General features: G+C 68.5%; 24 protein-coding genes and 1 pseudogene. 11 read left to right on the top strand and 14 right to left on the bottom strand.

The window, feature by feature from the left end; translation table 11 throughout:
• The first annotated feature begins 5 nt into the window (after window positions 1-5).
• From EBB59_RS06170 to EBB59_RS06140, 7 genes are all read left to right on the top strand, one after another.
• Window positions 6-581 (top strand): YceI family protein, encoded by a 576-nt coding sequence (locus tag EBB59_RS06170; RefSeq protein ID WP_122101284.1) that lies wholly within the window; start codon window positions 6-8, stop codon window positions 579-581.
• Between the two features lie 7 nt (window positions 582-588).
• On the top strand, window positions 589-1,302 hold the full coding sequence (locus EBB59_RS06165; RefSeq protein ID WP_122101283.1) for a pirin family protein: 714 nt from the start codon (window positions 589-591) through the stop codon (window positions 1,300-1,302).
• Window positions 1,303-1,316: 14 nt separating this feature from the next.
• Complete coding sequence (locus EBB59_RS06160) at window positions 1,317-1,697, top strand: hypothetical protein (protein ID WP_211327696.1); 381 nt, start codon at window positions 1,317-1,319, stop codon at window positions 1,695-1,697.
• A gap of 334 nt (window positions 1,698-2,031) precedes the next feature.
• Window positions 2,032-2,229, top strand: coding sequence for a zinc-finger domain-containing protein (locus EBB59_RS06155; protein ID WP_122101281.1), 198 nt, complete (start codon window positions 2,032-2,034; stop codon window positions 2,227-2,229).
• A 10-nt stretch (window positions 2,230-2,239) separates the two neighbouring features.
• On the top strand, window positions 2,240-3,349 hold the full coding sequence (locus tag EBB59_RS06150) for a glycosyltransferase (RefSeq protein WP_122101280.1): 1,110 nt from the start codon (window positions 2,240-2,242) through the stop codon (window positions 3,347-3,349).
• The gene (locus EBB59_RS06145; RefSeq protein WP_122101279.1) at window positions 3,346-4,677 is read left to right on the top strand and encodes an O-antigen ligase family protein; all 1,332 of its coding nucleotides are present in this window, start codon (window positions 3,346-3,348) and stop codon (window positions 4,675-4,677) included. Before EBB59_RS06150 ends, EBB59_RS06145 begins: the two co-directional genes overlap by 4 nt.
• Window positions 4,674-5,438: a glycosyltransferase family 2 protein gene (locus EBB59_RS06140; RefSeq protein ID WP_122101278.1), complete on the top strand. Its 765-nt coding sequence runs from the start codon at window positions 4,674-4,676 to the stop codon at window positions 5,436-5,438. The genes EBB59_RS06145 and EBB59_RS06140 overlap by 4 nt, the downstream gene beginning before the upstream one ends.
• Window positions 5,439-5,592: 154 nt before the next feature.
• Here EBB59_RS06140 and lpxL read toward each other — a convergent pair whose 3' ends face one another.
• The gene (gene lpxL, locus EBB59_RS06135) at window positions 5,593-6,507 is read right to left on the bottom strand and encodes an LpxL/LpxP family Kdo(2)-lipid IV(A) lauroyl/palmitoleoyl acyltransferase (protein ID WP_122101277.1); all 915 of its coding nucleotides are present in this window, start codon (window positions 6,505-6,507) and stop codon (window positions 5,593-5,595) included.
• 48 nt (window positions 6,508-6,555) lie between these two features.
• Here lpxL and waaA point away from each other — a divergent pair, with 48 nt between their 5' ends.
• The 4 genes from waaA to EBB59_RS06115 all read left to right on the top strand — a co-directional run bounded on the left by waaA (window position 6,556) and on the right by EBB59_RS06115 (window position 10,044).
• Window positions 6,556-7,836 carry a lipid IV(A) 3-deoxy-D-manno-octulosonic acid transferase gene (gene waaA / locus EBB59_RS06130; RefSeq protein ID WP_122101276.1) on the top strand — a complete coding sequence of 427 codons (1,281 nt, stop codon included), beginning with the start codon at window positions 6,556-6,558 and terminating at the stop codon, window positions 7,834-7,836.
• A 440-nt stretch (window positions 7,837-8,276) separates the two neighbouring features.
• A complete protein-coding gene (locus EBB59_RS06125) occupies window positions 8,277-8,969 on the top strand; it encodes a hypothetical protein (RefSeq protein WP_147455519.1) in 693 nt (230 codons plus the stop codon).
• Complete coding sequence (locus tag EBB59_RS06120) at window positions 8,969-9,496, top strand: OmpA family protein (RefSeq protein WP_122101274.1); 528 nt, start codon at window positions 8,969-8,971, stop codon at window positions 9,494-9,496. Before EBB59_RS06125 ends, EBB59_RS06120 begins: the two co-directional genes overlap by 1 nt.
• Window positions 9,493-10,044, top strand: coding sequence for an OmpA family protein (locus EBB59_RS06115; protein WP_122101273.1), 552 nt, complete (start codon window positions 9,493-9,495; stop codon window positions 10,042-10,044). Before EBB59_RS06120 ends, EBB59_RS06115 begins: the two co-directional genes overlap by 4 nt.
• A 462-nt stretch (window positions 10,045-10,506) precedes the next feature.
• On the opposite strand, the gene EBB59_RS06110 is transcribed toward EBB59_RS06115, so the two are convergent.
• The 13 genes and pseudogenes from EBB59_RS06110 to ilvD form a co-directional block, all read right to left on the bottom strand.
• Window positions 10,507-11,910 carry a TolC family outer membrane protein gene (locus EBB59_RS06110; RefSeq protein ID WP_122101272.1) on the bottom strand — a complete coding sequence of 468 codons (1,404 nt, stop codon included), beginning with the start codon at window positions 11,908-11,910 and terminating at the stop codon, window positions 10,507-10,509.
• A 61-nt stretch (window positions 11,911-11,971) separates the two neighbouring features.
• Window positions 11,972-12,625 carry a protein-L-isoaspartate O-methyltransferase family protein gene (locus EBB59_RS06105; RefSeq protein WP_122101271.1) on the bottom strand — a complete coding sequence of 218 codons (654 nt, stop codon included), beginning with the start codon at window positions 12,623-12,625 and terminating at the stop codon, window positions 11,972-11,974.
• Window positions 12,626-12,728: 103 nt separating this feature from the next.
• A complete protein-coding gene (locus EBB59_RS14545; protein ID WP_425451805.1) occupies window positions 12,729-13,127 on the bottom strand; it encodes a TetR/AcrR family transcriptional regulator C-terminal domain-containing protein in 399 nt (132 codons plus the stop codon).
• 36 nt (window positions 13,128-13,163) lie between these two features.
• Window positions 13,164-13,370 (bottom strand): annotated as a pseudogene (locus EBB59_RS14540) (TetR/AcrR family transcriptional regulator); the annotation flags it as partial.
• A gap of 207 nt (window positions 13,371-13,577) precedes the next feature.
• Entirely contained in the window at window positions 13,578-14,663 is a 1,086-nt protein-coding gene (gene leuB, locus EBB59_RS06090) for a 3-isopropylmalate dehydrogenase (protein WP_122101269.1), read from the bottom strand.
• Window positions 14,653-15,231: a 3-isopropylmalate dehydratase small subunit gene (gene leuD, locus EBB59_RS06085; protein WP_122101268.1), complete on the bottom strand. Its 579-nt coding sequence runs from the start codon at window positions 15,229-15,231 to the stop codon at window positions 14,653-14,655. Before leuD ends, leuB begins: the two co-directional genes overlap by 11 nt.
• Window positions 15,228-16,643 carry a 3-isopropylmalate dehydratase large subunit gene (gene leuC, locus EBB59_RS06080; RefSeq protein WP_122101267.1) on the bottom strand — a complete coding sequence of 472 codons (1,416 nt, stop codon included), beginning with the start codon at window positions 16,641-16,643 and terminating at the stop codon, window positions 15,228-15,230. The genes leuD and leuC overlap by 4 nt, the downstream gene beginning before the upstream one ends.
• Complete coding sequence (locus EBB59_RS06075; protein WP_122101266.1) at window positions 16,640-18,211, bottom strand: 2-isopropylmalate synthase; 1,572 nt, start codon at window positions 18,209-18,211, stop codon at window positions 16,640-16,642. The genes leuC and EBB59_RS06075 overlap by 4 nt, the downstream gene beginning before the upstream one ends.
• Window positions 18,208-19,113: an aminotransferase class IV gene (locus EBB59_RS06070; protein ID WP_122101265.1), complete on the bottom strand. Its 906-nt coding sequence runs from the start codon at window positions 19,111-19,113 to the stop codon at window positions 18,208-18,210. Before EBB59_RS06070 ends, EBB59_RS06075 begins: the two co-directional genes overlap by 4 nt.
• Entirely contained in the window at window positions 19,104-19,340 is a 237-nt protein-coding gene (locus EBB59_RS06065; protein ID WP_122101264.1) for an ACT domain-containing protein, read from the bottom strand. The genes EBB59_RS06070 and EBB59_RS06065 overlap by 10 nt, the downstream gene beginning before the upstream one ends.
• Window positions 19,324-21,135 carry an acetolactate synthase 2 catalytic subunit gene (gene ilvG / locus EBB59_RS06060; protein WP_122101263.1) on the bottom strand — a complete coding sequence of 604 codons (1,812 nt, stop codon included), beginning with the start codon at window positions 21,133-21,135 and terminating at the stop codon, window positions 19,324-19,326. Before ilvG ends, EBB59_RS06065 begins: the two co-directional genes overlap by 17 nt.
• 1 nt (window position 21,136) lies before the next feature.
• Window positions 21,137-22,129, bottom strand: coding sequence for a ketol-acid reductoisomerase (gene ilvC / locus EBB59_RS06055; RefSeq protein WP_122101262.1), 993 nt, complete (start codon window positions 22,127-22,129; stop codon window positions 21,137-21,139).
• Between the two features lie 44 nt (window positions 22,130-22,173).
• The gene (gene ilvD, locus EBB59_RS06050; protein ID WP_122101261.1) at window positions 22,174-23,871 is read right to left on the bottom strand and encodes a dihydroxy-acid dehydratase; all 1,698 of its coding nucleotides are present in this window, start codon (window positions 23,869-23,871) and stop codon (window positions 22,174-22,176) included.
• Window positions 23,872-23,902 lie beyond the last annotated feature (31 nt).

Below are 23,902 nucleotides of genomic sequence, written 5' to 3'. Positions count from 1 at the left end.
TCGCCATGAAACGTCCGTTGCTTGCCGGTCTGCTCGCCGCCGCCGCCCTGCCGGCGTTGGCCGAAAAGATTGAATACGCCATCGACCCCACCCACACCATGGTGATCGCCAGTTGGAGCCACTTCGGCTATTCCAACCCGATGGCGAACTTCGCCGGCGCCACCGGCACCTTGCTGTTCGACCCGGCCGACCCGGCCGCGTCCAGCGTGCGGGTCGACATCCCGATGGAAGCACTGACGAGCTTCGTGCCTAAACTCGACGACGAACTGCGCGGCAAGGATTATTTCGACGTGGCGAAGTACCCGGTGGCCCGTTTCGTCAGCCGGGAAGTGAAGCCGCTGGGCGAGGACCGCTACGAAGTGCAGGGCGAGCTGAGCTTGCGCGGGATCAGCCGGCCGGTCACGCTCGACGTCCGCCTGAACAAGCGCGGCATTCACCCGATGCTGGGCGTGCGGGCGATCGGTTTCGATGCCACCGCCGCCTTCAATCGCTCGTCCTTCGGTATCGGCAAGTACGTACCGATGGTCGGCGACGCCGTGCAACTGCGCATCACCACCGAAGCCCACGCCGAGAAAAAGTGAGATAGCCATGATCATCGAACGCCCCGGCCGCGCGCGCGGCCATGCCGAGCACGGCTGGCTGGACAGCCGGCACACCTTCTCCTTCGGCCATTACCACGACCCGCGCTGGATGGGCTTCGGCGCGCTGCGCGTCATCAACGAGGATCGCGTCGCGCCGGGCGGCGGTTTCGCCCCGCATCGTCACGCCAACATGGAAATCATCAGTGTGGTGCTGGAAGGCGCGCTGGCGCACAAGGACAGCACCGGCGGCGAGGGCGTGCTGCGCCCCGGCGAAGTGCAGTGGATGAGCGCCGGCCACGGCGTGGAGCACAGCGAATACAACGGCGATCCCGACCAGACCACGCATTTCCTGCAAATCTGGATCCAGCCCGATCGCGTCAACGCCGCGCCGGCCTACGAGCAGCGCGCTTTCGAACGCCAGGCCCGGCGCGGAAAATGGGACACCTTCGCCTCCTTCGAGGGCCGCGACGGCGGCCTGCCGATCCGCCAGGACGCCGCCTTGCGCGCGGTGGCGCTGATGCCGGGCGAACAGGTGGAAGCCATGCTCGACGCCGCGCGCGGCTACTGGCTGCACATCGCCCGTGGAGAGGTTAAGGTGGCCGGTGAGCGCACGCTGCGGGCCGGCGACGCGCTGGGGTTCGTGGACGAAGCCGGCGCGTTGTCGGTCGAAGGCGCGGGCGATGGCGAGGCCGAAGTCTTGCTGTTCGACCTGCCGCGTTGAACGGAGGGATGGAGATGCACACGGAATTGACGCGTACCGTCGGCCGGCTGATCGAGGCCGGTTGCCATTACCGGCTGGATGAACTGGCCACGCTGTACGCGCCGGATCTGCGCATCCTGATTTTTCTCGAGGATGGCGTGCTGCTTTCGGTCGACCATGCCGAGAACATGGCTTTCTTCCGCGACCTCAAGGCGGCGGGCGCGCCGCCGCTGGATAATTCGGCCCGTTTCGAACATGCCGAGGTGCAAGGCGATACCGGCTACGTCATCGTCAGCCGCAGGCTCGACCTGGGCGTCGGGCCGAAGCGCGTCGTCTTCAATCTCATGCTGCGGCACGAAAGCGCGCATGGCTGGCGGGTCTTCCGTGAGCATGCGGTGGTGCTGGGCGATGCCTGATCGCGTACGTGTGGAAGAGAGAGTGAGGTCAACATCGGCTGACCGACTGACCGACTGACCGACTGACCGACTGACCGACTGACCGACTGACCGACTGACCGACTGACCGACCGCATGCCTGATCGTGCGTGCGTGTGGAAGAGAAGCTCCATCGCCGGTAAGACTTGAAGTGGCCGATGGCGCCCGATCGCCCGCGTCCATGAGGAAGACGCGGGGAAGGGAAGAGCGACGCTGGGGGGCGGCCGCGGCCGCAGTCCGGCCCGTTCGGTTTTGACGGCCCGCCGTGGCGCGTGGGCTAGAATTCACCGGTTCCCCGCCGCACTGCCATGACACCATGACCGACGCCGCCCACGCCACCCAGGCCAACGCCCAGCGCGAATATGAAATCCGCCGCGCCGACCTGCCGTTGTCCTGCCCGCTGCCGTCGATGGCGCTGTGGAATTCGCATCCGCGCGTCTACCTGCCGATCGAGGCCGAGGGCGGTCAAGCCGAATGCCCGTATTGCGGCGCGAAGTATCGGTTGGCCGACTGACGGCGGCGGCATGCGCCGTCGCTTGAGCGTGGTGCAACTACTCCCGGCGCTGGAGTCCGGCGGCGTCGAACGCTCCACCCTGGAAATCGTCGAAGCGCTGGTGCGCGCGGGCCACCGCGCCATCGTGGTCTCGAAGGGCGGCCGCCTGCTGCCGCGCTTGCAGGCACTGGGCGGCGAGCACGTCACGCTCGATATCGGCGGTAAATCGCCCGCCACCGTGCTTCGCGTCGGCGCGTTGCGCCGCGTGTTGGGCGAGACGGGCGCCGACATCGTCCATGCCCGCTCGCGGTTGCCGGCCTGGATGGGGCGGATGGCGCTCTCCGGGCTGGCCGGCCGGCGGCCACGCTGGATCACCACCATGCACGGGCTCAATTCGCCCTCGCGCTACAGCGCGGTGATGGCCAGCGGCGAGCGGGTGATCTGTGTATCGAACACCGTGCGCGACTACCTGCTGGCGAACTATCCCCAGACCGATCCCGGCAAGCTTCGGGTGATCCCGCGTGGGATCGACACCGATGCCTTTCCGCCCCGCGATGACGTTGACCGCGTCGCCCGCGCTGCGCTGGCGATGCGACATCCGCAGCTTGGCGGCGATGGCCCGCTGCTGCTGCTGCCCGGTCGCGGCACCCGGCTGAAAGGCCATGCCGACGCGCTGGCGCTCCTGGGACGGCTGCGCGAGCATGGTATCGACGCCCGGTTGTGGATGCCCGGCGCGCGCGAATCCGGCCGGGAGGCTTACCTCGCCGAACTGGAAAGCGAAGCCCGGCGGCGCGGCTTCATCGATGCGCTGGCGATCACCGCGCCCACCGCCGGCATCGCCGCCGCCTACGCGATGAGCGACCTGGTGCTGCAACTCTCGCGCAAGCCCGAAGCCTTCGGCCGCACCGTGGTCGAGGCGCTCAGCGTCGGCACGCCGGTGCTGGGCTGGGCGCATGGCGGCGTTGGCGAACTGCTGGCGCAATTGCAGCCCGGCGGCGCGGTGGCCCCGTTCGATGGCGATGCGCTGGCGACGCGCGCCACCGCTTTGTTGAAGCGGCCGCCCGCCCCGCCGGCTACCATGCCCTACCGCCTGCGCGCGATGCAGGACGCCACTCTCGCCGTGTACGACGAACTCGCATGACCACCGCGCCCGCCCCCGTCAGTCCCGATCCGCCCGCACCCACCGGCTGGCGCTGGGCGCCATGGTGGGTGTTGGCCTACGTCGCCTTCTGGCCGGCCGCGCGGGTGTCGGAGGCGATCCTCTCGCTGGGCGCCATCGTCGCGCTGCTGCTGCTGGCGAAAGCGCGCTTCCGTCATGGCGAGCGCCTGCTGAGCCATGCGGCCTGGGCGCTGACCACCGCGCTGTTCTTCGCCTACTGGTTGCCGCAGCTGTTTTCCACCTTCGACGCCATTGAGCCGGCCCGGGCCTTGAAGAAAGTGCTGGCCGGCCTGCGCTACCTGCCCTTCCTGTGGCTGGTGGCGATCGCCGTGGCGACCGCCGATGGCCGTCGCAAGGTGTTCGGCGGCATCGTCGTGGTCATGCTGGCGTGGACCCTCGACCTGCTGGTGCAGGGAGTGAGCGGCGGCCAGGCCAGCCCTCTCAACGGCGCCCTCGATGGCCTGTACGAAATGGTGCGCGGCAAATCGATGTGCGATGGGCAGGCCGAACGCGGGTTGGATCGCCTCAACGGCGTGTTCGGCACCTGCAACCCGGTGTTGGGCGTGCTGCTGGCGAGTTTCTCGGCCTTCGTGCTGTTCGCCGGCTGGCGCGTGTTCGGTGTGCGTGGCTGGCTGCTGGGGGCGGTGCTGGTCGGCATCGCCGTGCTGCTGGCTGGCGCGCGCGCCAGTTGGCTGACCTATGCCCTGGTGCTGCTGTTTTCCGGCTGGCATGTGTTGGGGTGGAAGAAGCTCCTGCCGCTGTTCGCCGGTGGCGCACTGGTGCTGGTGGCGCTGGCCCTGGTGCATGCGCCGATGCGCGAACGCATCGAGCGCACCGCGCTGCTGATGCAAGGCAGCGAAGCGGGCGTGAATTCGGCGCTGTCGGGCCGTGGCCGGATATGGAGCGCGGCCGGCTGCATGATCCGCGAACATCCGGTCAACGGCGTCGGCGTGCGTGACTTCCGCCGTGCCTGGGCCGGCTGCGATCCCGAGCCCGGCGTACAACCGGCCTGGGGCGAAGGCCCGGCGCTGCACGCGCACCAACTGCTGCTGGAGATACTCAGCGAGACCGGCTTCCTGGGGCTGTTTCTGTGGCTGGCGGGCGCGGCGCTGGCTTGGCGCGCCTGGCGCTGGGCCACCCCGGCGGCGCGCCAGCGCGCCCGCCCGGCGATGTTGGCGCTGGGGGTGACGACCTTCCCTTTCAACACCCACTTGGCCTTCCATTCCGCATTCTGGGGCGGGGTGTTTCTGCTGCTTGTCGCGCTCTATGCCGGTAGCCTGCTGGCGCGCGACGAAACCGTCGCGCCATGAGTCTTCAGCGCGCGCGTCTGTCCGGGGTGGTCACTACCTTGGACAATGCCGCCACGCTGCGCGCCTGCCTGGAAAGCCTGTGGTTCTGCAACGAAATCGTGGTGCTGGATTCCGGCTCCAGCGATGCCACCCGCGACATCGCCGAGGCGTGCGGCGCGTGGGTGTTCGTCGAGCCATTCAAGGGCTATGGCCCGCAGAAGCAATCGGCGATCGACAAGGCCGCGCACGACTGGGTGCTGCTGCTCGACGCCGATGAATTCATCACCGACGAAGGCGCGCTCGCCATCGACGAGGAGCTGATGGCCCCGCGCGCCGACGGCTATCGCCTGCCGCGCGAGGAATGGCTGTTCTGGCGCTGGCCGCATCCGGCGACCCGGGGCAATTTCCAGTTGCGGCTGTTCCGCCGCTCGCGGGGGGCGATGAATGCCGTGCCGGTGCACGCGGCGCCGGAATCGCGCGGCCGCGTGCTCGACCTGGACGCGCCGTTCCGCCACCACGGCGAGGCGGAACTGGCGGTACGGGTGGAAAAGATCAACCGCTATTCCAGCGGCTTGCTCGAGCATACCCGCGGCAAACGCCGGCGCTTCATGGCGCTGCGCCTGTTGTGCTATCCGACGCTGGCCTTCCTGAAGCTCTATTTCGGCAAGCGCTATTTCCTGAACGGCTGGGCCGGTTTCTTCGCCGCCAGGACACAGTCGTTCTACGCCTTCCTCAAGTACGCCAAGTTGCTGGAGGCGGATAAAAAGCGCGACCTGGCGTAGCCCTGCATTCGCCAGGCGCGGCGGCCCGGGGACGTGCGGCTCAGGCGGCGGCGACCCGGGCGAGGCTGGCCCGCATCCGCGTACTTGGCCGGGGATGGCGTGATCGCTTTCCCGGCAACGGCGGCCCGCGGCGAGGCCGGGCCGCATGGCGGCGCTACTTCTCGTAGAGCGACACGCCATCGGGCTGCCGTTTGAAGCGGCGGTGGATCCACAGGTATTGCGAAGGCGCCTCGCGCACCATCGCCTCGATCGCGGCGTTGACCTCGGCGGTATCGGCGATGGCGTCCGTGCCGGGGAAGGGCGAAAGCGGCGGCGCGATCCGCAGCACGTAGCGGCCTCCCTCGCGACGGTGGAAGAACGGCACCACCGCGCAGCCGCTGATGCGGGCGAGCTGGTGGGTGGCGGTGATGGTGGCGGCGGGGATGCCGAAGAACGGCGCGAACACCGTGTCCTTGCCGCGCATGTCCTGGTCGGGCGCGTACCAGAGAAAACCGCCGCGCTTGAGGTGGCGGACCGCCGCGCGCAGGTCGTCGTTGGTGAACATCGCACGGGCATAGCGCAGGCGGCCGTGCAGCACCGCCCACTCGAACACCGGATCACGATGGCGGCGATACATGCCGGCCAGCGGCACGTGGTCGCACAACAGGCGGCCGCACATCTCCAGTGTCATGAAATGGCCGGAGACCAACAGCACGCCACGGCCTTGCGCCTGCAATTCGCGCAGATGTTCCAGCCCTTCGATGTCGATCGCGCGCCGCATCGGCGCGACCGTACCCCACCAGGCGCGGGCGAATTCGAACAGGCCGATGCCGAGGTCGCGGAAACTCTCGCCGCACAACCGTTCGCGCGCCTCCGCCGACAGTTGCGGGAAGCACAGTTCGAGGTTGCGGCGGGCGGCGGCGCGCCGATCCTTCAGCAGCCGCGCCAGACCCCGGCCCAGCGGCGCGCCGATGGCGCGTTGCAGGCCCCAGGGCAATCGCGCCATCGCGGCGAGGAGGCCGAGCAGCAGCCACGTCGGCCAATGGCGGGGAGCGAGGAGCGCGCGCGGCAGCGGAGCGGAATCGGCCATGCGCGCATTCTAGGCGGTGGCGTCGCGGGCTTCCTTTATCCTTGCGCGATGAAACCGGAACCCGTCGAACGCGTGCTGCGCGTGCTGTATTCGCTGGCGCTCTACGCGCTGGCGCCGGTGACCATCTACCACCTGATCTGGCGTGGATTCCGCCAGCCGGCCTATTTCCAGCGCTGGGGCGAACGCTATGGCCGCTATGGCGACGCGCCGCCCGCGCCGGCGCCACTGTGGGTGCACGCAGTCTCCGTGGGCGAGGTGGCGGCGGCGGCGCCGCTGGTCAATGCGCTGCTGGAGAAATACCCCGGCCGCCGCCTGGTGATGACCTGCATCACCCCGACCGGCTCCGAGCGCATCCGCGCGTTGTGGGGCGATCGCGTGGCCCACGTCTACCTGCCTTACGACCTGCCCGGCGCGGTCGGGCGCTTCCTCGACCATTTCCGCCCCGAAACCGCGTTGATCATGGAAACCGAGCTGTGGCCGAACCTGTTGTTCGGTTGCCGCGATCGCGGGGTTCCCGCCCACATCGTCAATGCGCGGCTGTCGGCGCGTTCGCTGCGCGGCTACCAGGTGCTGGCGCCGCTGGTGTCGCGCGCGCTGGCCACGGTGCGCCGGGTCTGCGCCCAGAGCGGGGCCGATGCCGCGCGCTTCATCGCGCTCGGCGCAAGGCCGGAGACGGTGGTCGAAGCCGGCAACCTGAAATTCGATGTCGCCGTGCGCGAGGATGCCGGCGTCTTCATCGAAAACTTCCGCGCGCGCGCGGGCAGGCGGATGGCCTGGATCGCCGCCAGCACCCATCCGGACGAAGAACTGGTGGCGCTCAATATCCATCGCCGCCTGCGCCGCCGCTGGCCGGACCTGTTGATGCTGTGGGCGCCGCGCCACCCGGAGCGCTTCCGGGCGGTGGTCGAACTCGCGCGCAGCGGCGGCCTGCGCGTCGCCACCCGCCAGGGTGAACGTTGGCCGGACGGCGAGGATGCCGTGTTCGTCATCGACACCCTGGGCGAACTGCCGGTGTTCTTCGAAGTGGCCGAGGTCGCCTTCGTCGGCGGCAGCCTGCAACCCATCGGCGGCCACAACCTACTGGAACCGGCCGCGGTCGGCGTGCCGGTGGTGACGGGGCCGCACCTGCACAATTTCGCCGAAATCGCCGACAGCCTGAAGCGGATCGGCGCACTGGCCGTCGCCGAGGACGAATCCGGGCTGGAAACCGCGCTGGCCGGCTGGCTGGCCGATGCCGACGCCCGTCGCCGGGTGGGCGCGGCCGAGCGGGAACTGGTCGAAGCCGGGCGTGGCGCGCTGGCGAAGACGCTGCGGGCGCTCGGGCTATGAGCGCAAGCGCGGGCGGCCGGCAAGTCGTGATGCTCCTCATGCACACGCGCCACGCTATGAGCGCAAGCGCGCGCGGCCGGCGGGCCAGTGGCGTCCATGTAACACGGGCACTTCCAATGCTCGGAGCCGATCTGCCCCAAGCACCATGCCGCCTGCCTCCGTGAAGCCTCTCAACCGCGAGGGCAGACATGAGAAACGCCGTTCACCACCAGACAGATCGTCGGGTTCCAGGGGTAGATCACGGCCGAAATGGGTTGTCAGCACGGCCACGACCCAATGCTTCCGCCAGTGGCGCGCCAGATGCGGTGGCGACGCATCACTTCATTGAGTAGAAAATCTGCTTATTGATCTGCTCGGGTTTCCAAAGTCAGATTCATTCACGTTACTGTCACATATGGCGAGTAGGACTGAAGAACACTTCTTGGTCCGAGGGGCATGCCATGAGTGGCGAAATTTTACGAATCGTGGTTCGCGCTGTGGGTGATCCTTATCGTTTTGCCGGGTTCCCTGATGTGGCCAGCATGGTCGACTGGCTGGATGGCCAGTATGGAGGCGGGAAGGGGGGAGAGCCGCGCGATTCGGAGCCCCCGATCGATGGAGAAGGGGAGGTGGTTTACGAGGTCGATCCGGATACTGAAGTATTGGTGGGCAGCCCGGAGTTCCAAAAGCTCAGCCAAGCCTTGAAAGCCAATGTATTCAAGGACTCCGATTTGACCCGGGCATTCGCCGATTTCATCCGGGCGGATGGACGGTTCGTGATCGATGGAAGTATCGAGCAAGCCACTTATGACGGGGCCTATCCGCCCACCATCACGTTGCGTCAACAACATCTTGAGCCGGACGCAGTGCACCTGGGGAGCGCTTCGTTCGTGGTGGCGCATGAAATCTATCATTTCGCGGAGAGTCGCTTGACGCCTGGCGTGCCGGTCAACCGGGATCTGTGGGCCTATAATGAGGCGGTGGCGTCTTTATATGCCTATAAAGCCCTTCGGCGAGTCGGTATGACTTCTGTTGAGGGGCTGGGTATTCACGCTATGGCGGCCTATGACATTCTCCGGAGAGCGGGTGGCGATGAAGAGGCCTTGGCGGAGTTAAAGGAGTTTTATTGGGGCCGATATCCAGGGGTGGACTGATGTTCAGAAATAAAAATCTGGGTGTGCTTATATCGACTGTGCTGGTTGCTTTCCATGTCGGCGCTGCTTCAATGGCGAGTATGGCGCAGTCTCCCGCCCGGAAATATGAGAGCCAGCGTAATGAAGACAGGCTTTGGTGTCCGGAGAGAGCCTTCGATTTTACTGACACGATCCCGACGTTCGAACGGCGCAGTGCGAGGTTGACGCCGCGCGGCAGGTGTGCCGTCAGAAATCTGGTGATTTTCATGAAACAAACCTACGCCTATGACATAAAAATAGCGATCGTCGGACACGCCGATGTCTGCATGAGTGCGGAAGCTGATCTTGCGCTATCCCGGGAGCGCGCACTGGTGGTCGAGGCTTGGCTGCTGGCGGCGGGGGTCGATCCTGCCGTCATTCAACAGGTGCGCTGGGTGGGGCACGGCGTTCCACTATTGAGCAAGCCAAGCGCGTGCGATCAATCGTTGAATGACCGGGTGGAAACCGACTTGCTGTCCTTGTCGATCCCGCGCCAGCGGGAGAAATGACAAAACAGGAAGAAAGACGGGGTTTCGGCATGAAAAAACGAAGGGCGTTGATATTGGTTGTGCTGGTTGCTTTCCATGTCGGCGCTGCTCCAATGGCGAGTATGGCGCAGTCTCCCGCCCGGAAATATGAGAGCTGGCGTAATGAAGACAGACTCTGGTGTCCGGAGCGGGCGGTCAATCTCAATGACACGATCCCGACGTTCGAACGGCGTAGTGCAAAACTGACGCCACATGGAAAATGTGCGATTAGGAATTTAGTGCTTGGCATAAAGCAAAGCCATGCCTATGACATAAAAATAGCGATCGTCGGACACGCCGATGTCTGCATGAGTGCGGAAGCTGATCTTGCGCTATCCCGGGAGCGCGCACTGGTGGTCGAGGCTTGGCTGTTGGCGGCGGGGGTCGATCCTGCCGTCATTCAACAGGTGCGCTGGGTGGGGCACGGCGTTCCACTATTGAGCAAGCCAAGCGCGTGCGATCAATCGTTGAATGACCGGGTGGAAACCGACTTGCTGTCCTTGTCGATCCCGCGCCAGCGGGAGAAATGATAAAGCAGGAAAAAGACGGGGTTTCCGCGCGTTGTTCTCAGGGGCGGCGCAAGCGCGCCTGGGGGCTTGGCTCGAAGCGAGAAATCCTCGGGGCGCGTTATGAGCTTCGGGGTGGGGCGCGGTATTTCTGGTATCAAGGTGTTGAAGACCGCTCGGCGTTCATGACGTGTTCCGGGGGATTCCGGGGCGGGCCATTCCTGAGGCCAGTGGCGGGGATGTGTGACGAGCCAATAATTCCCGCATGGGGTGGGTCGTTAAAGCACGGTTTTCAGCGAGTGCCTTCATGCTCGGCGGTGGGGGGATATCCGTTGGTAAGACCCAGACCCTGGTCTCTTCCGCCGTCATGGATGTCTGCGGCAATTAATGTAATGACTCTTTTTTGTGGCATGGGCTGCCCAGTGAGTTTTACGCCAAATCAGAAACGCCGGGGCAGGCCCGGCGTTTCGTCGGCTGAACGTTACTTCAGAGCGTAACGCGTGGGGCTTTTCCGGCCGGGGCGGTCAACAGCCGGTTGATGTCCTGCAAATCGTTGGTTTCCAGGGTGCCGGCGGCCTGGCGCAGCAGCAGGTGGGCTTGCAGGTAGTCGTACTTGGCCTTGGCGTAGTTCTGCTGGGCGTTGAACAGGTTCTGTTGGTTCAGCAACACGTCGATCACGGTGCGGGTGCCGACTTCCAGCCCGACTTGTGAGGCATCGTAGGCGCTTTGCGCGGCGACCAGCGCCAGCCGCCGCGCTTCGACCGCGCTGATGCCGGCGGACAGCGATTGGTAGGCGTTGCGGGTGTTGCGCTCCAGCGCGCGTTTCTGTTGCTCCAGTTGTTGCTCGGCGACGTCGCGCTGGGCGATGGCCTGGCGCACCTGCGACTGGGTGGCGCCGCCACTGAAGATCGGGATGTTGACGTTCAGACTGATGCTGGCGTTGCGGCCCCAGCCGTTGTTGCTGAAGGTGCGGCGGATCTGCTCGTTGACGCCGTTGAAGCGCTGGTAGCCCCAGGTGCCGCGCGCGCCGATGCTCGGCAGGTGGCCGGCGCGGGCGGTGCTGATGTTCTGCTCGGCCACGGCGACGCGGGTCTTCTGCGCGGCCAGGGCGGGGTTGTTGTCCACGGCGAGGTTCACCCAGTCCTCGGCGCTGCCCTCGGCCGGCAACTGCGGCTTGAAGTCGTCGGGTAGGGCCATCAGGCTCCGCACCGGCTGGCCGGTGATCTCGGCCAGCGCCTGGTAGGCGTCCTCCAGCGCGTTGCGTTGCAGGATGGTGTTGGCGCGGGCCCCTTCGTACTGGGCGCGCGCTTCGTGCTGGTCGGTGATGGGGGCGAGGCCCACTTCCAGGCGCTTGCTGGCGAAATCGAATTGTTTCTTCAGCGCGGCTTCCTGCGCTTCGGCGGCGGCCAGGGTTTCCATCGCGATCAGCGCGTCGAAGTAGGCGCGCGAGGTGCGGGTGATGAGCTGGTCGCCGGCGGCTTCCAGGTCGTGATCGCCGGCGCGGGTTTGCAGCTTCTGCGCGCGGTGGCGGCCGATGGTCTGGCCGTTGAACAGCATCTGATCGATGTTGAACCCGGCGTTGCGGGTGGTCGAGGTGGAGCCGCGCTGGCCGCCGGAGATTAGTAGGCCCGTGGTGGGGTCGTAGATGGCCTGGCCGGATTCGTTGGTGCTGCGGCTACGGTTGATTCCGGTCGATGCGCCGATCTGCGGCAGCATCGCCGCGCGGGTCTGCACCTCGCCTTCGGCGGTGACGCGCTGGCCGGCTTCGGCGGCGGCGATCTGCGGGTCGTGGCCGCGGGCCAACTGGTAGGTCTGCATGAGGTCCCCGGCCTGCGCGAGGGGGGCGGCGAAAGCGGCGGTCAGAGCCAGGGCAAGCGGGCGGAAACGCATCGGAAATCCTCGAAAAGGCGGAAGCGGTGCGCCGAGCCGCCGGAGCTGGCTCGCGCGCGGGTCAGAGTACGAAGCGGGGCGCGGGGGCGGCACCCAGCAGGTATGGGATATCGGTTTCGAACAACGACTCGGCCGGGCGCGCGTTGACATCGGCATGCACCACGGTGGCCTCCATCACCGGCGATTCGCCGTGGATCACGAACATCCGCCCCCGCGGCACCAGCCAGTCGCGGAAGTGCGCGGGGATTTCGGCGACGGCGCCGGTGACGCAGACCACGTCGAAGCGTTGCTGCGTCGACCATTGCATGGCGTCGGCGGTTTCCACCGTGGCGTTGGCCGAGCCTTGCCCGGCTAGCCGCGTGCGCGCGTTCTCGGCCAGCGCCGGTTGGATCTCCAGGCTGTGCACCGATTTCGCCAGCGCCGCCAGGCAAGCGGTGAGATAGCCGCTGCCGGTGCCGATTTCCAGCACGGTTTCGTACGCTTCTGGCAGCAGCGCTTGCAGGGTCCGGCCTTCGACCACCGGCTTCATCATGAACTGGTCGTGGCCAAGCGGCAGGGAGAGGTCGGAATAGGCCAGTTCGCGGTGGGCGGGGTCGACGAAGGCTTCGCGCGGCATGCGGCCGATGACCGACAGCACGCGCCGATCGAGCACTTCCCAAGGCCGAACCTGTTGTTCGACCATGTTTTCACGGGCCTGGGCGTAGTTGATCGTCATGAGGTGGCATGCAAGTCGGTGGGACGGGAATTTTATCGCGGCCGGGTTCAGCATGCCGGTGAAAGCGGGAGGGGTTGAGTGCCGGAAGTCATCCGGCCGAAGGTCATGGCCGGTAGCCGCGTAGGAACAGGTCGACCGCGCTTTCCAGATGCCGGGCGGTCGCGCTTTCGTCGCACTCGATACCGATCATGAGCCGGGGGTGGATGTCGCCCTTGATCAGGGTGAGGAACTGTGCCGCCGCCAGCCGGGCGTCGGCGATGGTGAGCTCTCCGGCTTGGTCGTGGCGGCTCAGCATGGCCGCCAGTTCGACCTGGATGCGCGCCGGCCCGGCTTCCCAGAACATGAGGGCGAGCTCGGGCGTGATGCCTTGCGGCGCGCACATCATCCGGTGCCCGGCGATCGCGGCGGGCGCCATGACCATGGCGAAGAAGGCGCGGGCGATGTCCAGCAGGCGCTCGCGTAGGGGCGTGTCCGGGGCCGGTTCGAACAGCGTGAGGGGCATTTCCTGTTCGCAATGCGCGCGCACCACCGCCGAGAGCAGGCCGCCCTTGTCGCCGAAGTGGCTGTAGACGGTGAGTTTGGAAACGCCGGCGGCCCGCGCGATCTGTTCCATGCTGACGCCGCTGAAGCCGTGATGGGGGAACAACCGGCTGGCCGCTCTCAATATGGCGGTGCGCTTGGCCGGGTCTTTCGGGCGGCCGGGGCTGGGGCGGGCGGCGAGAGGGGACGCGGTGACTGAGCACATGCGGAAACTGTAGTGGTAAACGATGGTGAGCGTTTGCCGGGTGCTTTCCGGGCAGCTTGATCCGGCTGACCGGCTGACCGGCTGACCGGCTGACCGGCTGACCGGCTGACCGGCTGACCGGCTGACCGGCGCGACCGGCGCGACCGGCGCGACCGGCGCGACCGGCGCGACCGGCGCGCCGCTCGGCCAGATGGACGCCCAGGGCTTTCAATCGCGCAGCAGGATGCCGGGGTAGGCGCTGTCGAGTTCGGCGACCACCGCCTGGGCCAGGCGGGTGGTATTGGCGCTGCCGCCGGGTTGCAGGTCGGGTGTGAGCGGGGCATGGGCCAGCGCCGCGGCCACGGCCTGCTCGATGCAGGCGGCCTCGGTTTCCAGGCCCAGCGAGTGCCGCAGCAGCAGCGCCGCGCTCAGGATCGCGCCGATCGGGTTGGCGACGCCGCGCCCGGCGATGTCCGGGGCCGAGCCGTGGATCGGCTCGTACAGGCCGCGCCGGCCTTCGCCCAGCGAGGCCGAGGCCAGAAGGCCCATCGAACCGGCCAGCATCGAGGCTTCGTCGGTGAGGATGTCGCCGAACATGTTCTCGGTGACGATCACGTCGTAGGCGCGCGGCTGGCCGATCAGGTGCATCGCCATCGAATCGACCAATTGGTGCTCCAGCGTGACTTCGGGAAATTCCTCGGCGGCGACGCGGCTGGCGACGTCGCGCCAGAGCCGGCTGGTTTCCAGTACGTTGGCCTTGTCCACGCTGGTGACGCGCCGGCGCCGGCCCATCGCCAGTTGGCAGGCGCGGCGGACGATGCGTTCGATTTCCGCCACCGAATAGGTACAGACGTCGCGCGCGCTGTCGCCTTCGCGCGATTTCTCGCCGAAATAGATGCCGCCGGTCAGCTCGCGCACCACCATGAGGTCGACGCCGATCAGCAGGTGCGGCTTGATTGGCGAGGCTTCGGCCAGCTTCGGCAGGGGTTTGACCGGGCGCAGGTTGGCATACAGGCCGAGCGCCTTGCGCAGGGCGAGCAGCCCCTGCTCGGGGCGGATCCTCGCGTTGGGATCGCTCCACTTCGGCCCGCCGACCGCGCCAAGCAGGATGGCGTCGGCGCTTTGGCAGGCGGCGAGCGTGGCCGCCGGCAGCGGTTCGCCGCTGCTATCGATGGCGTCGCCGCCAATGGCGTGGGTGTGGAAATGGAAGCGGTGGCCGTGGCGCGCGGCGACCGCGCGCAGCACCTCGACGGCGGCGGCGCAGACCTCGGGACCAATGCCGTCGCCCGGCAATACGGCGATGTCAGCGTGCATGAGCGAACTCCTGTGAGTGATTGGATTCGTGGGCGGCGATCTCGTCGCCGTGCGTCAGCAGCCAGCCCAGTTCGTCCACGCCTTCCAGCAGGCAGGTGCGGGCGAAGGCGTCCAGCGCGAACGGATGCGCGTCGCCGGCGGGCGTGCGCAGTTCGGCGTGGCCGATGTCGATGACCAGTTCGTCGTCGGGGCGGCGCATCAGCCGCTGGACGATGGCTTCCTCCAGCACCACCGGCACCAGTCCGTTTTTCAGCGCGTTGCCGCGGAAAATGTCGGCGATCTCGCTCGATATCACCGCCTGCACGCCGAGGTCGGTCAATGCCCAGGGCGCGTGCTCGCGTGAGGAGCCGCAGCCGAAGTTGCGCCCGGCGACGAGGATGCGGCGGCCGGCGTTTTCCGCGCGTCCGAACGGGAAGGCCGGGTCGTCGCGCCAGTCGCTGAAGGCGTGCCGGCCCAGCCCCTTGCGCTCGGTGGTGGAGAGAAAGCGCGCCGGGATGATCTGGTCGGTATCGATGTTGGGCCGCGCCAGCACCACCGCGCGCGAGCGGATTTCCGTCATGGCGCTCATGCCGCCACCTCCCGCGCCGCCACGCGCGGATCGACGATCCGCCCGGCCACCGCCGCCCACGCGGCCAGCGCCGGCGAGGCCAGCACGGTGCGCGCGCCCTTGCCCTGGCGGCCCTCGAAATTGCGGTTGCTGGTGGAGACGGCCAGTTGCCCCGGCGCCACGGTGTCGCCGTTCATGCCGATGCACATCGAGCAGCCTGGTTCGCGCCACTCGGCGCCGGCGGCGCGGACGATGGCGTCGATGCCCTCGGCCTCGGCCGCGCGCTTGACCTCGGCCGAGCCGGGCACCACCAGCATGCGCACGCCGGGCGCGACGCGGCGCGTGCCGAGCACCTCGGCGACCGCGCGTAGGTCGGAGAGCCGGCCATTGGTGCAGGAGCCGACGAACACCACGTCGACCGTCATGCCGGCCATCGGCTGGCCGGCGCGGGCGCGCATGTAGTCGCGGGCCTTGGTGGCGGCGGGGTCGTCGTTTGCCGGCACCGCCGCGTCGACCGCGATCGCGGTGCCCGGGTGGGTGCCCCAGGTGACGGTCGGGGCGATGTCGGCGGCGTCGATCTCCACTACGGTATCGAAATGCGCGCCGTCGTCGGTCGAGAGTCGCATCCATTCGCGCTTGGCGCGTTCGAACGCCTCGCCCTTGGGTGCGCGCGGGGTGTTCGCCAGCCAGTCGAACGTGATCTGATCCGGCGCCACCATGCCGGCGCGCGCGCCGGCTTCGATCGACATGTTGCAGAGCGTCATGCGTGCTTCCATGTCCATCGCCCGCACCGCGCCGCCACGGTATTCGATGACGTGGCCGGTGCCGCCGTTGACGCCGATCCTGCCGATCACGTGCAGGATCACGTCCTTGGCCGACACGCCCGGCGCGAGCCGGCCTTCGATGTTCACCGCCATCGTCTTCGGTTTCCTTTGCAGTAGGCATTGCGTGGCCAGTACGTGGCCGACCTCGCTGGTGCCGATGCCGAACGCCAGCGCGCCGAACGCGCCATGGGTGCTGGTGTGGCTGTCGCCGCAGACGATGGTCATGCCGGGCTGGGTCAGGCCCAGCTCCGGGGCGATCACATGGACGATGCCGTGCGCCTCGGCGCCGGGATCGAACAGCTCGATGCCGTGCTCGGCGCAGTGGGTGGCCAGGGTTTCCACCTGCGTGCGCGCGGCGGCGTCGACGTAGGGCGGGACGCCGTCGGGGCCGGCGGGCAAGGTCGGGGTGGAGTGATCCATCGTGGCCTTGGTGCGCTCGACGCGGCGCGGCCGCAGCCCGCGCGCGCGCAGTTCGGCGAATGCCTGCGGGCTGGTGACTTCGTGGATCAGGTGCAGGTCGATGTAGAGGATCGCCGGCGCCTCGGGGCTTTCCGGCGCTACCAGGTGTGCGTCCCACAGCTTGTCGAACAGGGTGCGTGGCGTGCTCATGCGGCGGCCTCCGCGTGGGTGTCGCCGCGCGCGCGCAGGATGCGGTTGGCGATGTCGAGCCAGGCCAGCGCGCTGGCTTCGATGATGTCGGCGCTGGTGCCGATGCCCTCGTACACGGTGCGGCCATCGTCGCTCGCGGTCAGGCTGGCCTCGCCGCGCGCATCGGTGCCGATGCCGATGCTGTGCACCTGATAGCTCTCCAGCGCCAGCCGCACGCCGGTGGCGCGGGCGAGCGCCGAGAACAGCGCGTCCACCGGGCCATCGCCCAGCGCGCTTTCGATCATGTGCTCGCCATCGGGCGTGGAGAGTTCCACCTGCGCGCTGGCGCGCTGGCCACGGTCGCTGACCGTCATCGAGGCCAGGCGATAGCCGTCGCCGCGCACCTCGCCCTGCATCAGCGTTTCCAGGTCGCGTTCCTCGATGACCCGCTGGCGTTCGCACAGGTTCTTGAAATCGGCGAACACGCGGTCCAGCTCGGCTTCCTCCAGCGTGTAGCCCAGTGCGCGCAGCCGGTGCGAGAGCGCGGCGCGGCCGCTGTGCCGGCCCAGCACCAGTTGGCTGTCGGGCCAGCCGACGTCCTCCGGGCGCATGATTTCGTAGGTTTCGCGGTGCTTGAGCATGCCGTGCTGGTGAATGCCGGATTCGTGGGCGAAGGCATTGGCGCCGACGATCGCCTTGTTGCGCTGCACCGGCATGCCGATCAGCCGCGAGAGCAGGCGCGAGGTGTCGAGTAGCCTCCGGGTGTCGAGCCGGGTGTCGGCGCGATACCAGCCACGGCGCACCTTGAGCGCCATCGCCAGCTCTTCCATCGCGCAGTTGCCGGCGCGCTCGCCGATGCCGTTGATCGTGCATTCGATCTGTCGTGCGCCTCCTTCGACGGCGGCCAGGGAATTGGCGACGGCCAGGCCCAGGTCGTCGTGGCAGTGCGCGCTCAGTACGACGTGCGCCGGCAGCGCCTGGCGCATGCGGGCGAAGAGACGGGTCATTTCCTCGGGTGTGGCGTAGCCCAGCGTGTCGGGCAGGTTGATGGTGGTCGCGCCGGCGGCGACCGCCGCCTCGACCGCCCGCAGGAGGAAGTCCGGCTCGGTGCGGGTGGCGTCCTCGCAGGAGAATTCGACGTCGCCGATCAGCCGCGCGGCGTGGGCGACGTGTGTGGCGATGGCTTCGATCACCGCGTCCTGGTCCATCCGCAGCTTGTGTTCGCGGTGTAGCGCGCTGGTGGAGATGAAGACGTGGATGCGGCCGTTCGCGCTGCCTTCCAGCGCGCGCGCCGATGCTTCGATGTCGCCGCGGACGCAGCGCGAGAGCACGCAGGGCGCGGTAGGGCCGCCGGCGAGATCGCGCACGATCAGCCGGGTGGCCTCGCGGTCGGCCTCGGCGCTGGCGGGGAAGCCGGTTTCGATGACGTCCACGCCCAGCTCGGCCAGCGCGCGCGCCATCACCTGTTTCTGCCGTGGCGACATGCTGCAACCGGGCGATTGCTCGCCGTCGCGTAGGGTGGTGTCGAAGATGCGTACCGGGGCGATGGCTTCGTCCTCGGCGGCGGTGGATACGGTGGGGTCGTTCATGTCGTTCCTCGGAATTCGGTCAGCCAGTGGCGATGGGCGCTTTCCTCGCCGCGCACGGCGCGGGCGTAGAGCGCGGCGATTTCGCGGGTGATGGGGCCATCGGCGTATTCGCGTTGGCCGAGCGTGGCCAGGGGGGCGACTTCGGCGGCGGTGCCGCAGGCGAACACTTCGTCGGCCTCCAGCAGTTCGTCCAGCGGGATCGGGCGCGATTGGGCGCCGGTCAGTGCGATCAGGCTGTCGCGGGTGATGCCGGGCAGGGCGTCGCGGTGCGTGGCGGCGCTGATCCGTCCGTCCTTCACCATGAACACGTTGGCCCCGGTGCATTCGACGACGAAGCCTTCGTCATCGACGAACAGCGCCTCGTTGCAGCCCAGCCGCGCGGCCTCGCGCTTGGCGAGGATCGAATTGACGTAGCCGCCGCAGAGTTTCAGCGTGGGCAGCGCGGCCACCGGGTTGCGCCGGCGCGTGGATACCGCGCAGCGCACGCGGGCGCCATTCAAGTGCACCAGCGTTTCGGTGGTGGCGACCATGCAGTGGCTGGGATGGCCGGCGGTGTCGAGGCCGAAGCCGCCGCTGCCGGCCCAGGCCAGCGGGCGGATGTAGGCGTCGCGGTGGCCGTTGGCGCGCAGGGTGGCGACGATCGCCGCGGCGGTCGTCCCGGCGTCAAAATCGAGGCCCAGCAGTTCCGCGCCCCGGCGCATGCGTTCGAGGTGCTCGGGCAGGCGGAACACCGCCGTGGCGCCGTGAACGGTGGCATAGCTCTTGATGCCCTCGAACACGCCGCTGCCGTAGTGCAGGGCGTGGCTGTCGAGCGCGGTGGCGGCGGCATCGGCGTCGACCAGCGCGCCATCGAACCAGATCTTCGGGCGGGCCACGCCGCGCGGCAATGCGCTCACGGACATGGCGTCACCTCGATCTGGATGCAGTCGTGCAGTTTCTGTAGTTGCGCGCGTAGGCCGTCGTCGTCGCGCTCGCCTTCGATGGTCATCGCCATCTGCCAGCGTTCGCTGTGGCTGCGGGTGTCGCCATCCACCTTCACCGCGCGGAAGCCCTTGCGTTCTATCAGATCGAGCACGCGCGCGAGCGCGCCCTCGGCGTTGCGGAGGATAAGGTCAAGCCGGTACTGCATGGGAGGTCTCCTGCGAGGGGGAAAGCGGAACGGGCACGAGGTCGGGGTCGAGCATCTCGGCGTTGTTGCGGTTGGGCGGCACCAGCGGCCAGACGTTGGCGGCCGGATCGATGGCGACGTGCAGAAAGGCCGGGCCGGGTGCGGCGAGCAGGGCGTCGAGCGCGTCGGCCACCTCGTCGCGGTGGCGGATGTGCCGGGCGGGGATGCCGAAAGACTGCGCCATGGCGCGGAAATCCGGGTTGTCGCCGAGGTCGATCTCGGAATAGCGCTGGGCGAAGAACAGCTCCTGCCACTGCCGCACCATGCCCAGGGCCTGGTTGTCGAGCAGGATGATCTTCACTGGCAGGTCGTAGCGACGGATCGTCGCCAACTCCTGCGCGTTCATCAGAAACGAGCCGTCGCCGCTGACGCAGACCACCTGCGCCGATGGGTCCTGCAATTGCGCGCCGACGGCCGCCGGCAGGCCGAAGCCCATCGCGCCGAGCGCGCCACTGCTCAGGTGCTTGCGCGGATTGGCGAAGCGGCAGTGCTGCGCCACCCACATCTGGTGCTGGCCGACATCGCAGCTGACGATGGCATCGGGCGCGCGCCTGGACAATTCGCGCAACAGGGCGGGGGCGTAGACCGCCTCGCCCGGCGCGTCGTAGCGGGCGGCGTAGCGGTGCTTGTGCTCGGTGCAGGCATGGCGCCAGCGGCGGCGGTCGGGGTCTTCCTCGGCGTTGCCGGCCTGGGCGGCGCAGAGATTGGCGAGCCGTGCCAGCGCGTCGCGCAGGTCGCCCGGCACGGCGATGTCGGCGGCGCGCAGCTTGCCGATCTCGCTGGCGTCGGCATCCAGGTGCGCCACCCGCGCGTCCGGCGCGAACTCGGCCAGCTTGCCGGTGGCGCGGTCGTCGAAGCGCGCGCCGACCGCGATCAATGCATCGCAGCGCTGCACGGCCAGATTGGCCGCGCGGCTGCCGTGCATGCCGAGCATGCCGAGGTTGCGCGGGTCGTCGGCGGCCAGCGCGCCGAGTCCTTTCAGCGTGAGCACGGCCGGCAGGCGGGTGGTGCCGATGAAGCGGCGGAACGCGGCCAGCGCATCGCCCAGCACGATGCCGCCGCCGGCGTACACCAGCGGCCGCTTCGCTTCGGTGATGAGGCGCGCGGCGGCTTCCAGCGCGGCCTCGTCGGCGGGCGCGGGGCGGCTCACCGGCAGCGGCTGGTGCGCGGTCAGCGCGTGGGCTTCGGCCATCTGCACGTCTTTGGGCAGGTCGATCAGCACCGGGCCGGGCCGGCCTTCGCGGGCGACGCGGAAGGCTTCGGCGAATACCGTCGGCAAGTCCTCGATGCGGCGCACCCGCCAGCTGTGCTTGACCATGCAGCGGGTCATCGAGAACACGTCCAGCTCCTGGAAGGCGTCGGTGCCGATCAGCGGATTGGCCACCTGCCCGGTCAGCGCCACCAGCGGCACCGAGTCGCCCATCGCATCGGCGATGCCGGTGACGAGGTTCGACGCGCCCGGCCCGCTGGTCGCCACGCACACGCCGACCCTGCCGCTGGCGCGGGCGTAACCGTTCGCCGCGAACGCCGCGCCTTGCTCGTGCCGCACCAGCACGTGGCGGATGCGGCGGGTTCCGGCATTGGCCCGGTGCAAGGCGTCGTAGAACGGCATGATGGTGCCGCCCGGGTAGCCGAACAGCGTGTCCACGCCTTCGGCGATCAGGGCCTCGATCAGCCAGTCGGCGCCGTTGCCGGCGGGCGCGGGCGTTGGCAACGGTGGTGCGGCGGCGGGGAGAGTGGCGGGCACGGCGCTCATCTCATGCGGCCTTGGCGGGCTTCGGCGCGTCGGGCTTGCCGGCCTCGTCCAGCCACTCCATCGCCGCGCGCAGCTTCTTGCCCACCGCCTCGATGGGGTGGTCGAGGTCGGCCTGTTTCATCGCCTTGTACTGCGGGTTGCCGGCGGCGTACTCGGCGATCCACTGGCGGGCGAAGGTGCCGTCCTGGATTTCTTCGAGGATCTTCTTCATCCGCGCCTTGGCGTGGGCGTCGATCACGTAGGGGCCGCGCGTCAGGTCGCCGTATTGCGCGGTTTCGCTGATGAAATCATGCATCCGGGTGATGCCGCCTTCGTACAGCAGATCGACGATGAGTTTCAGCTCGTGCAGGCATTCGTAGTAGGCGATTTCCGGCTGGTAGCCGGCTTCCACCAGCGTTTCCCAGCCGGCCTGCACCAGCTTGGTGGCGCCGCCGCAGAGCACCGCCTGCTCGCCGAACAGGTCGGTCTCGGTTTCTTCCTTGAAGGTGGTCTCGATCGCGTTCTGCCGCGTGCCGCCGATGCCGGCGCAATAGGCCAGCGCGCGTTGCCGGGCCTTGCCGCTGACATCCTGGTGCACCGCGTACACGCTGGGCACGCCACGGCCGATCTCGTATTCGCGCCGCACCAGCGCGCCAGGGCCTTTCGGGGCGACCAGCACCACGTCGACGTCCTGGCGCGGCGCGATCTGGCCGTAATGCACGTTGAAGCCGTGGGCGAACAGCAGGCAGGCGCCCTGGCGCATGGCCGGCGCGACGTCGTCGGCGTACAGCGCCGGCTGCACCATGTCGGGGGTGAGGATGGCGACGATGTCGGCCCCGGCGACCGCTTCGGCGACCGGGGCCGGCTTGAAGCCATCGGCCTCGGCCTTGTGCCAGGTGGGGCCGTTCGGGCGCAGACCGATGCGCACGTCGAAGCCGGAATCGCGCAGGTTGAGCGCGTGCGCGCGGCCCTGGCTGCCGTAGCCGACGATGGCGATGGTGGGTTGGTCGTTCATGGGAAAGCTCCTGTGGGGTTGGATAGGAAAGGGAAGGGAGGTATTCACTCGGCGAGCGCGAGTGCGATGACCGGGGTATCGAGCGGACCGGGCGCGGTCACGGCGCCCTTGGCGGCCGAGCGCACGTCGCGGGCGTACTTGGCCAGCACGCCGTGGGTGACGCGCGCGGCGATGCGGGTGGGCGCGCGCGCGGCGAGATCGGCCTCGACATCGATGCGCCGGCGCTCGACGTCGATGACGATGCGGTCGCCTTCGCGCAGGCGGGCGATCGGGCCGCCGTGCGCGGCCTCGGGCGCGATGTGGCCGACCATGAAGCCGTGGGTGGCGCCGCTGAAGCGGCCATCGGTGATCAGCGCCACCTCGTCGCCCAGGCCCTGGCCGACCAGCGCCGCGGTGACGGCCAGCATCTCGCGCATGCCGGGGCCGCCGGCCGGGCCTTCGAAGCGGATCACCACCACGTCGCCGGGCCGGATGTCGCGCGCCTGCACGGCGGCGAAGGCGTCGTCCTCGCTGTCGAACACCCGCGCCGGGCCTTCGTGGCGCAGCCGGCCATGTCCGGCTAGCTTGACGATGCAGCCCTCGGGCGCCAGATCGCCGTGGAGGATGGAATAGCCGCCGCGCGGCTTGATTGGTGCGGCGACCGTGTGAATCACGTCCTGCGTCGGCGCGATCTCGGCGGCCTCGGCCTCGGCGAAGAATGTGCGGCCGCTGATGGTGGGCGTGTCGTGCAATTGGCCGGCGCCGATCATCGTCCGCGCCAGCGTGGCCATGCCGTGCTGCTGGAACATCTGGGCGGCGGTGTAGCGGCCGCCGGGCTTGAGGTCGGCGATCACCGGCGTGTCGCGGCTGGCCGTTTCGAATTCCTCCAGCGCGAACGGCACGCCGGCCTCGTGGGCGATGGCGAGCAGATGCAGCACGGCATTGGTGGAGCCGGCGGTCGCCGCGACCGCGCGCGCGGCGTTGCGCAGCGACTCGGGCGTGATGAGCGCGCGCGGCGTCGCCGCGCCATCGGCCAGCCGTTGCATCGCCAGCTCGCCGCAGCGCCGCGCCGCCGCCGGTTTGCCGGCGTGGGTGGCGGGGATGTCGTTGAGGCCGAACGGCGAGAGGCCCAGGAAAGTCAGCACCATCGCCATGGTGTTGGCGGTGTACTGGCCGCCGCAGGCGCCCGCGCCGGGGCAGGCATGGCGTTCGGCCTCGGCCAGCCCGGCATCGTCGATGCGCCCGGCCGCGTGCGCGCCGACCGCCTCGAACACGTCCTGCACCGTCATCGGGGTGTCGGGCTTCGACGGGCAGTGGCCGTGCTCGATGGTGCCGCCGTAGAGGATCACCGTGGGGATGTCGAGCCGCGCCGCGGCCATCGCCGCGGCCGGGATGGTCTTGTCGCAGCCGACCAGCAGCACCATCGCGTCCAGGCAATGGCCGCGCACGGCCAGTTCGATGGAGTCGGCGATGGTCTCGCGCGAGGCCAGCGAGGCGCGCATGCCCTCGCTGCCCATGGCGATGCCGTCGGTCACGGCGATGGTGTTGAACTCGATCGGCGTGCCGCCGGCGTCGATCACGCCTTGGCGCACATGCTGCGCCAGGTCGCGCAGGGTCAGGTTGCAGGGCGAAACGTCCGACCAGGTGCTGATGACCGCGACGAAGGGCCGGGCGATGGCCGCGTCGTTCAGGCCGGTGGCGCGCAGCATGGCGCGGGCGGGGGCGCGGGCGGGGCCGGATTTGATGGCGTCACTTTTGTACATGGGTTCTTCGTGGGTGTGGAAAACGAAAAAC

Source organism: Solilutibacter pythonis, assembly GCF_003697345.1.
Taxonomy (GTDB): domain Bacteria; phylum Pseudomonadota; class Gammaproteobacteria; order Xanthomonadales; family Xanthomonadaceae; genus Solilutibacter; species Solilutibacter pythonis.
This window is presented reverse-complemented; position numbering and strand designations above follow the sequence as displayed.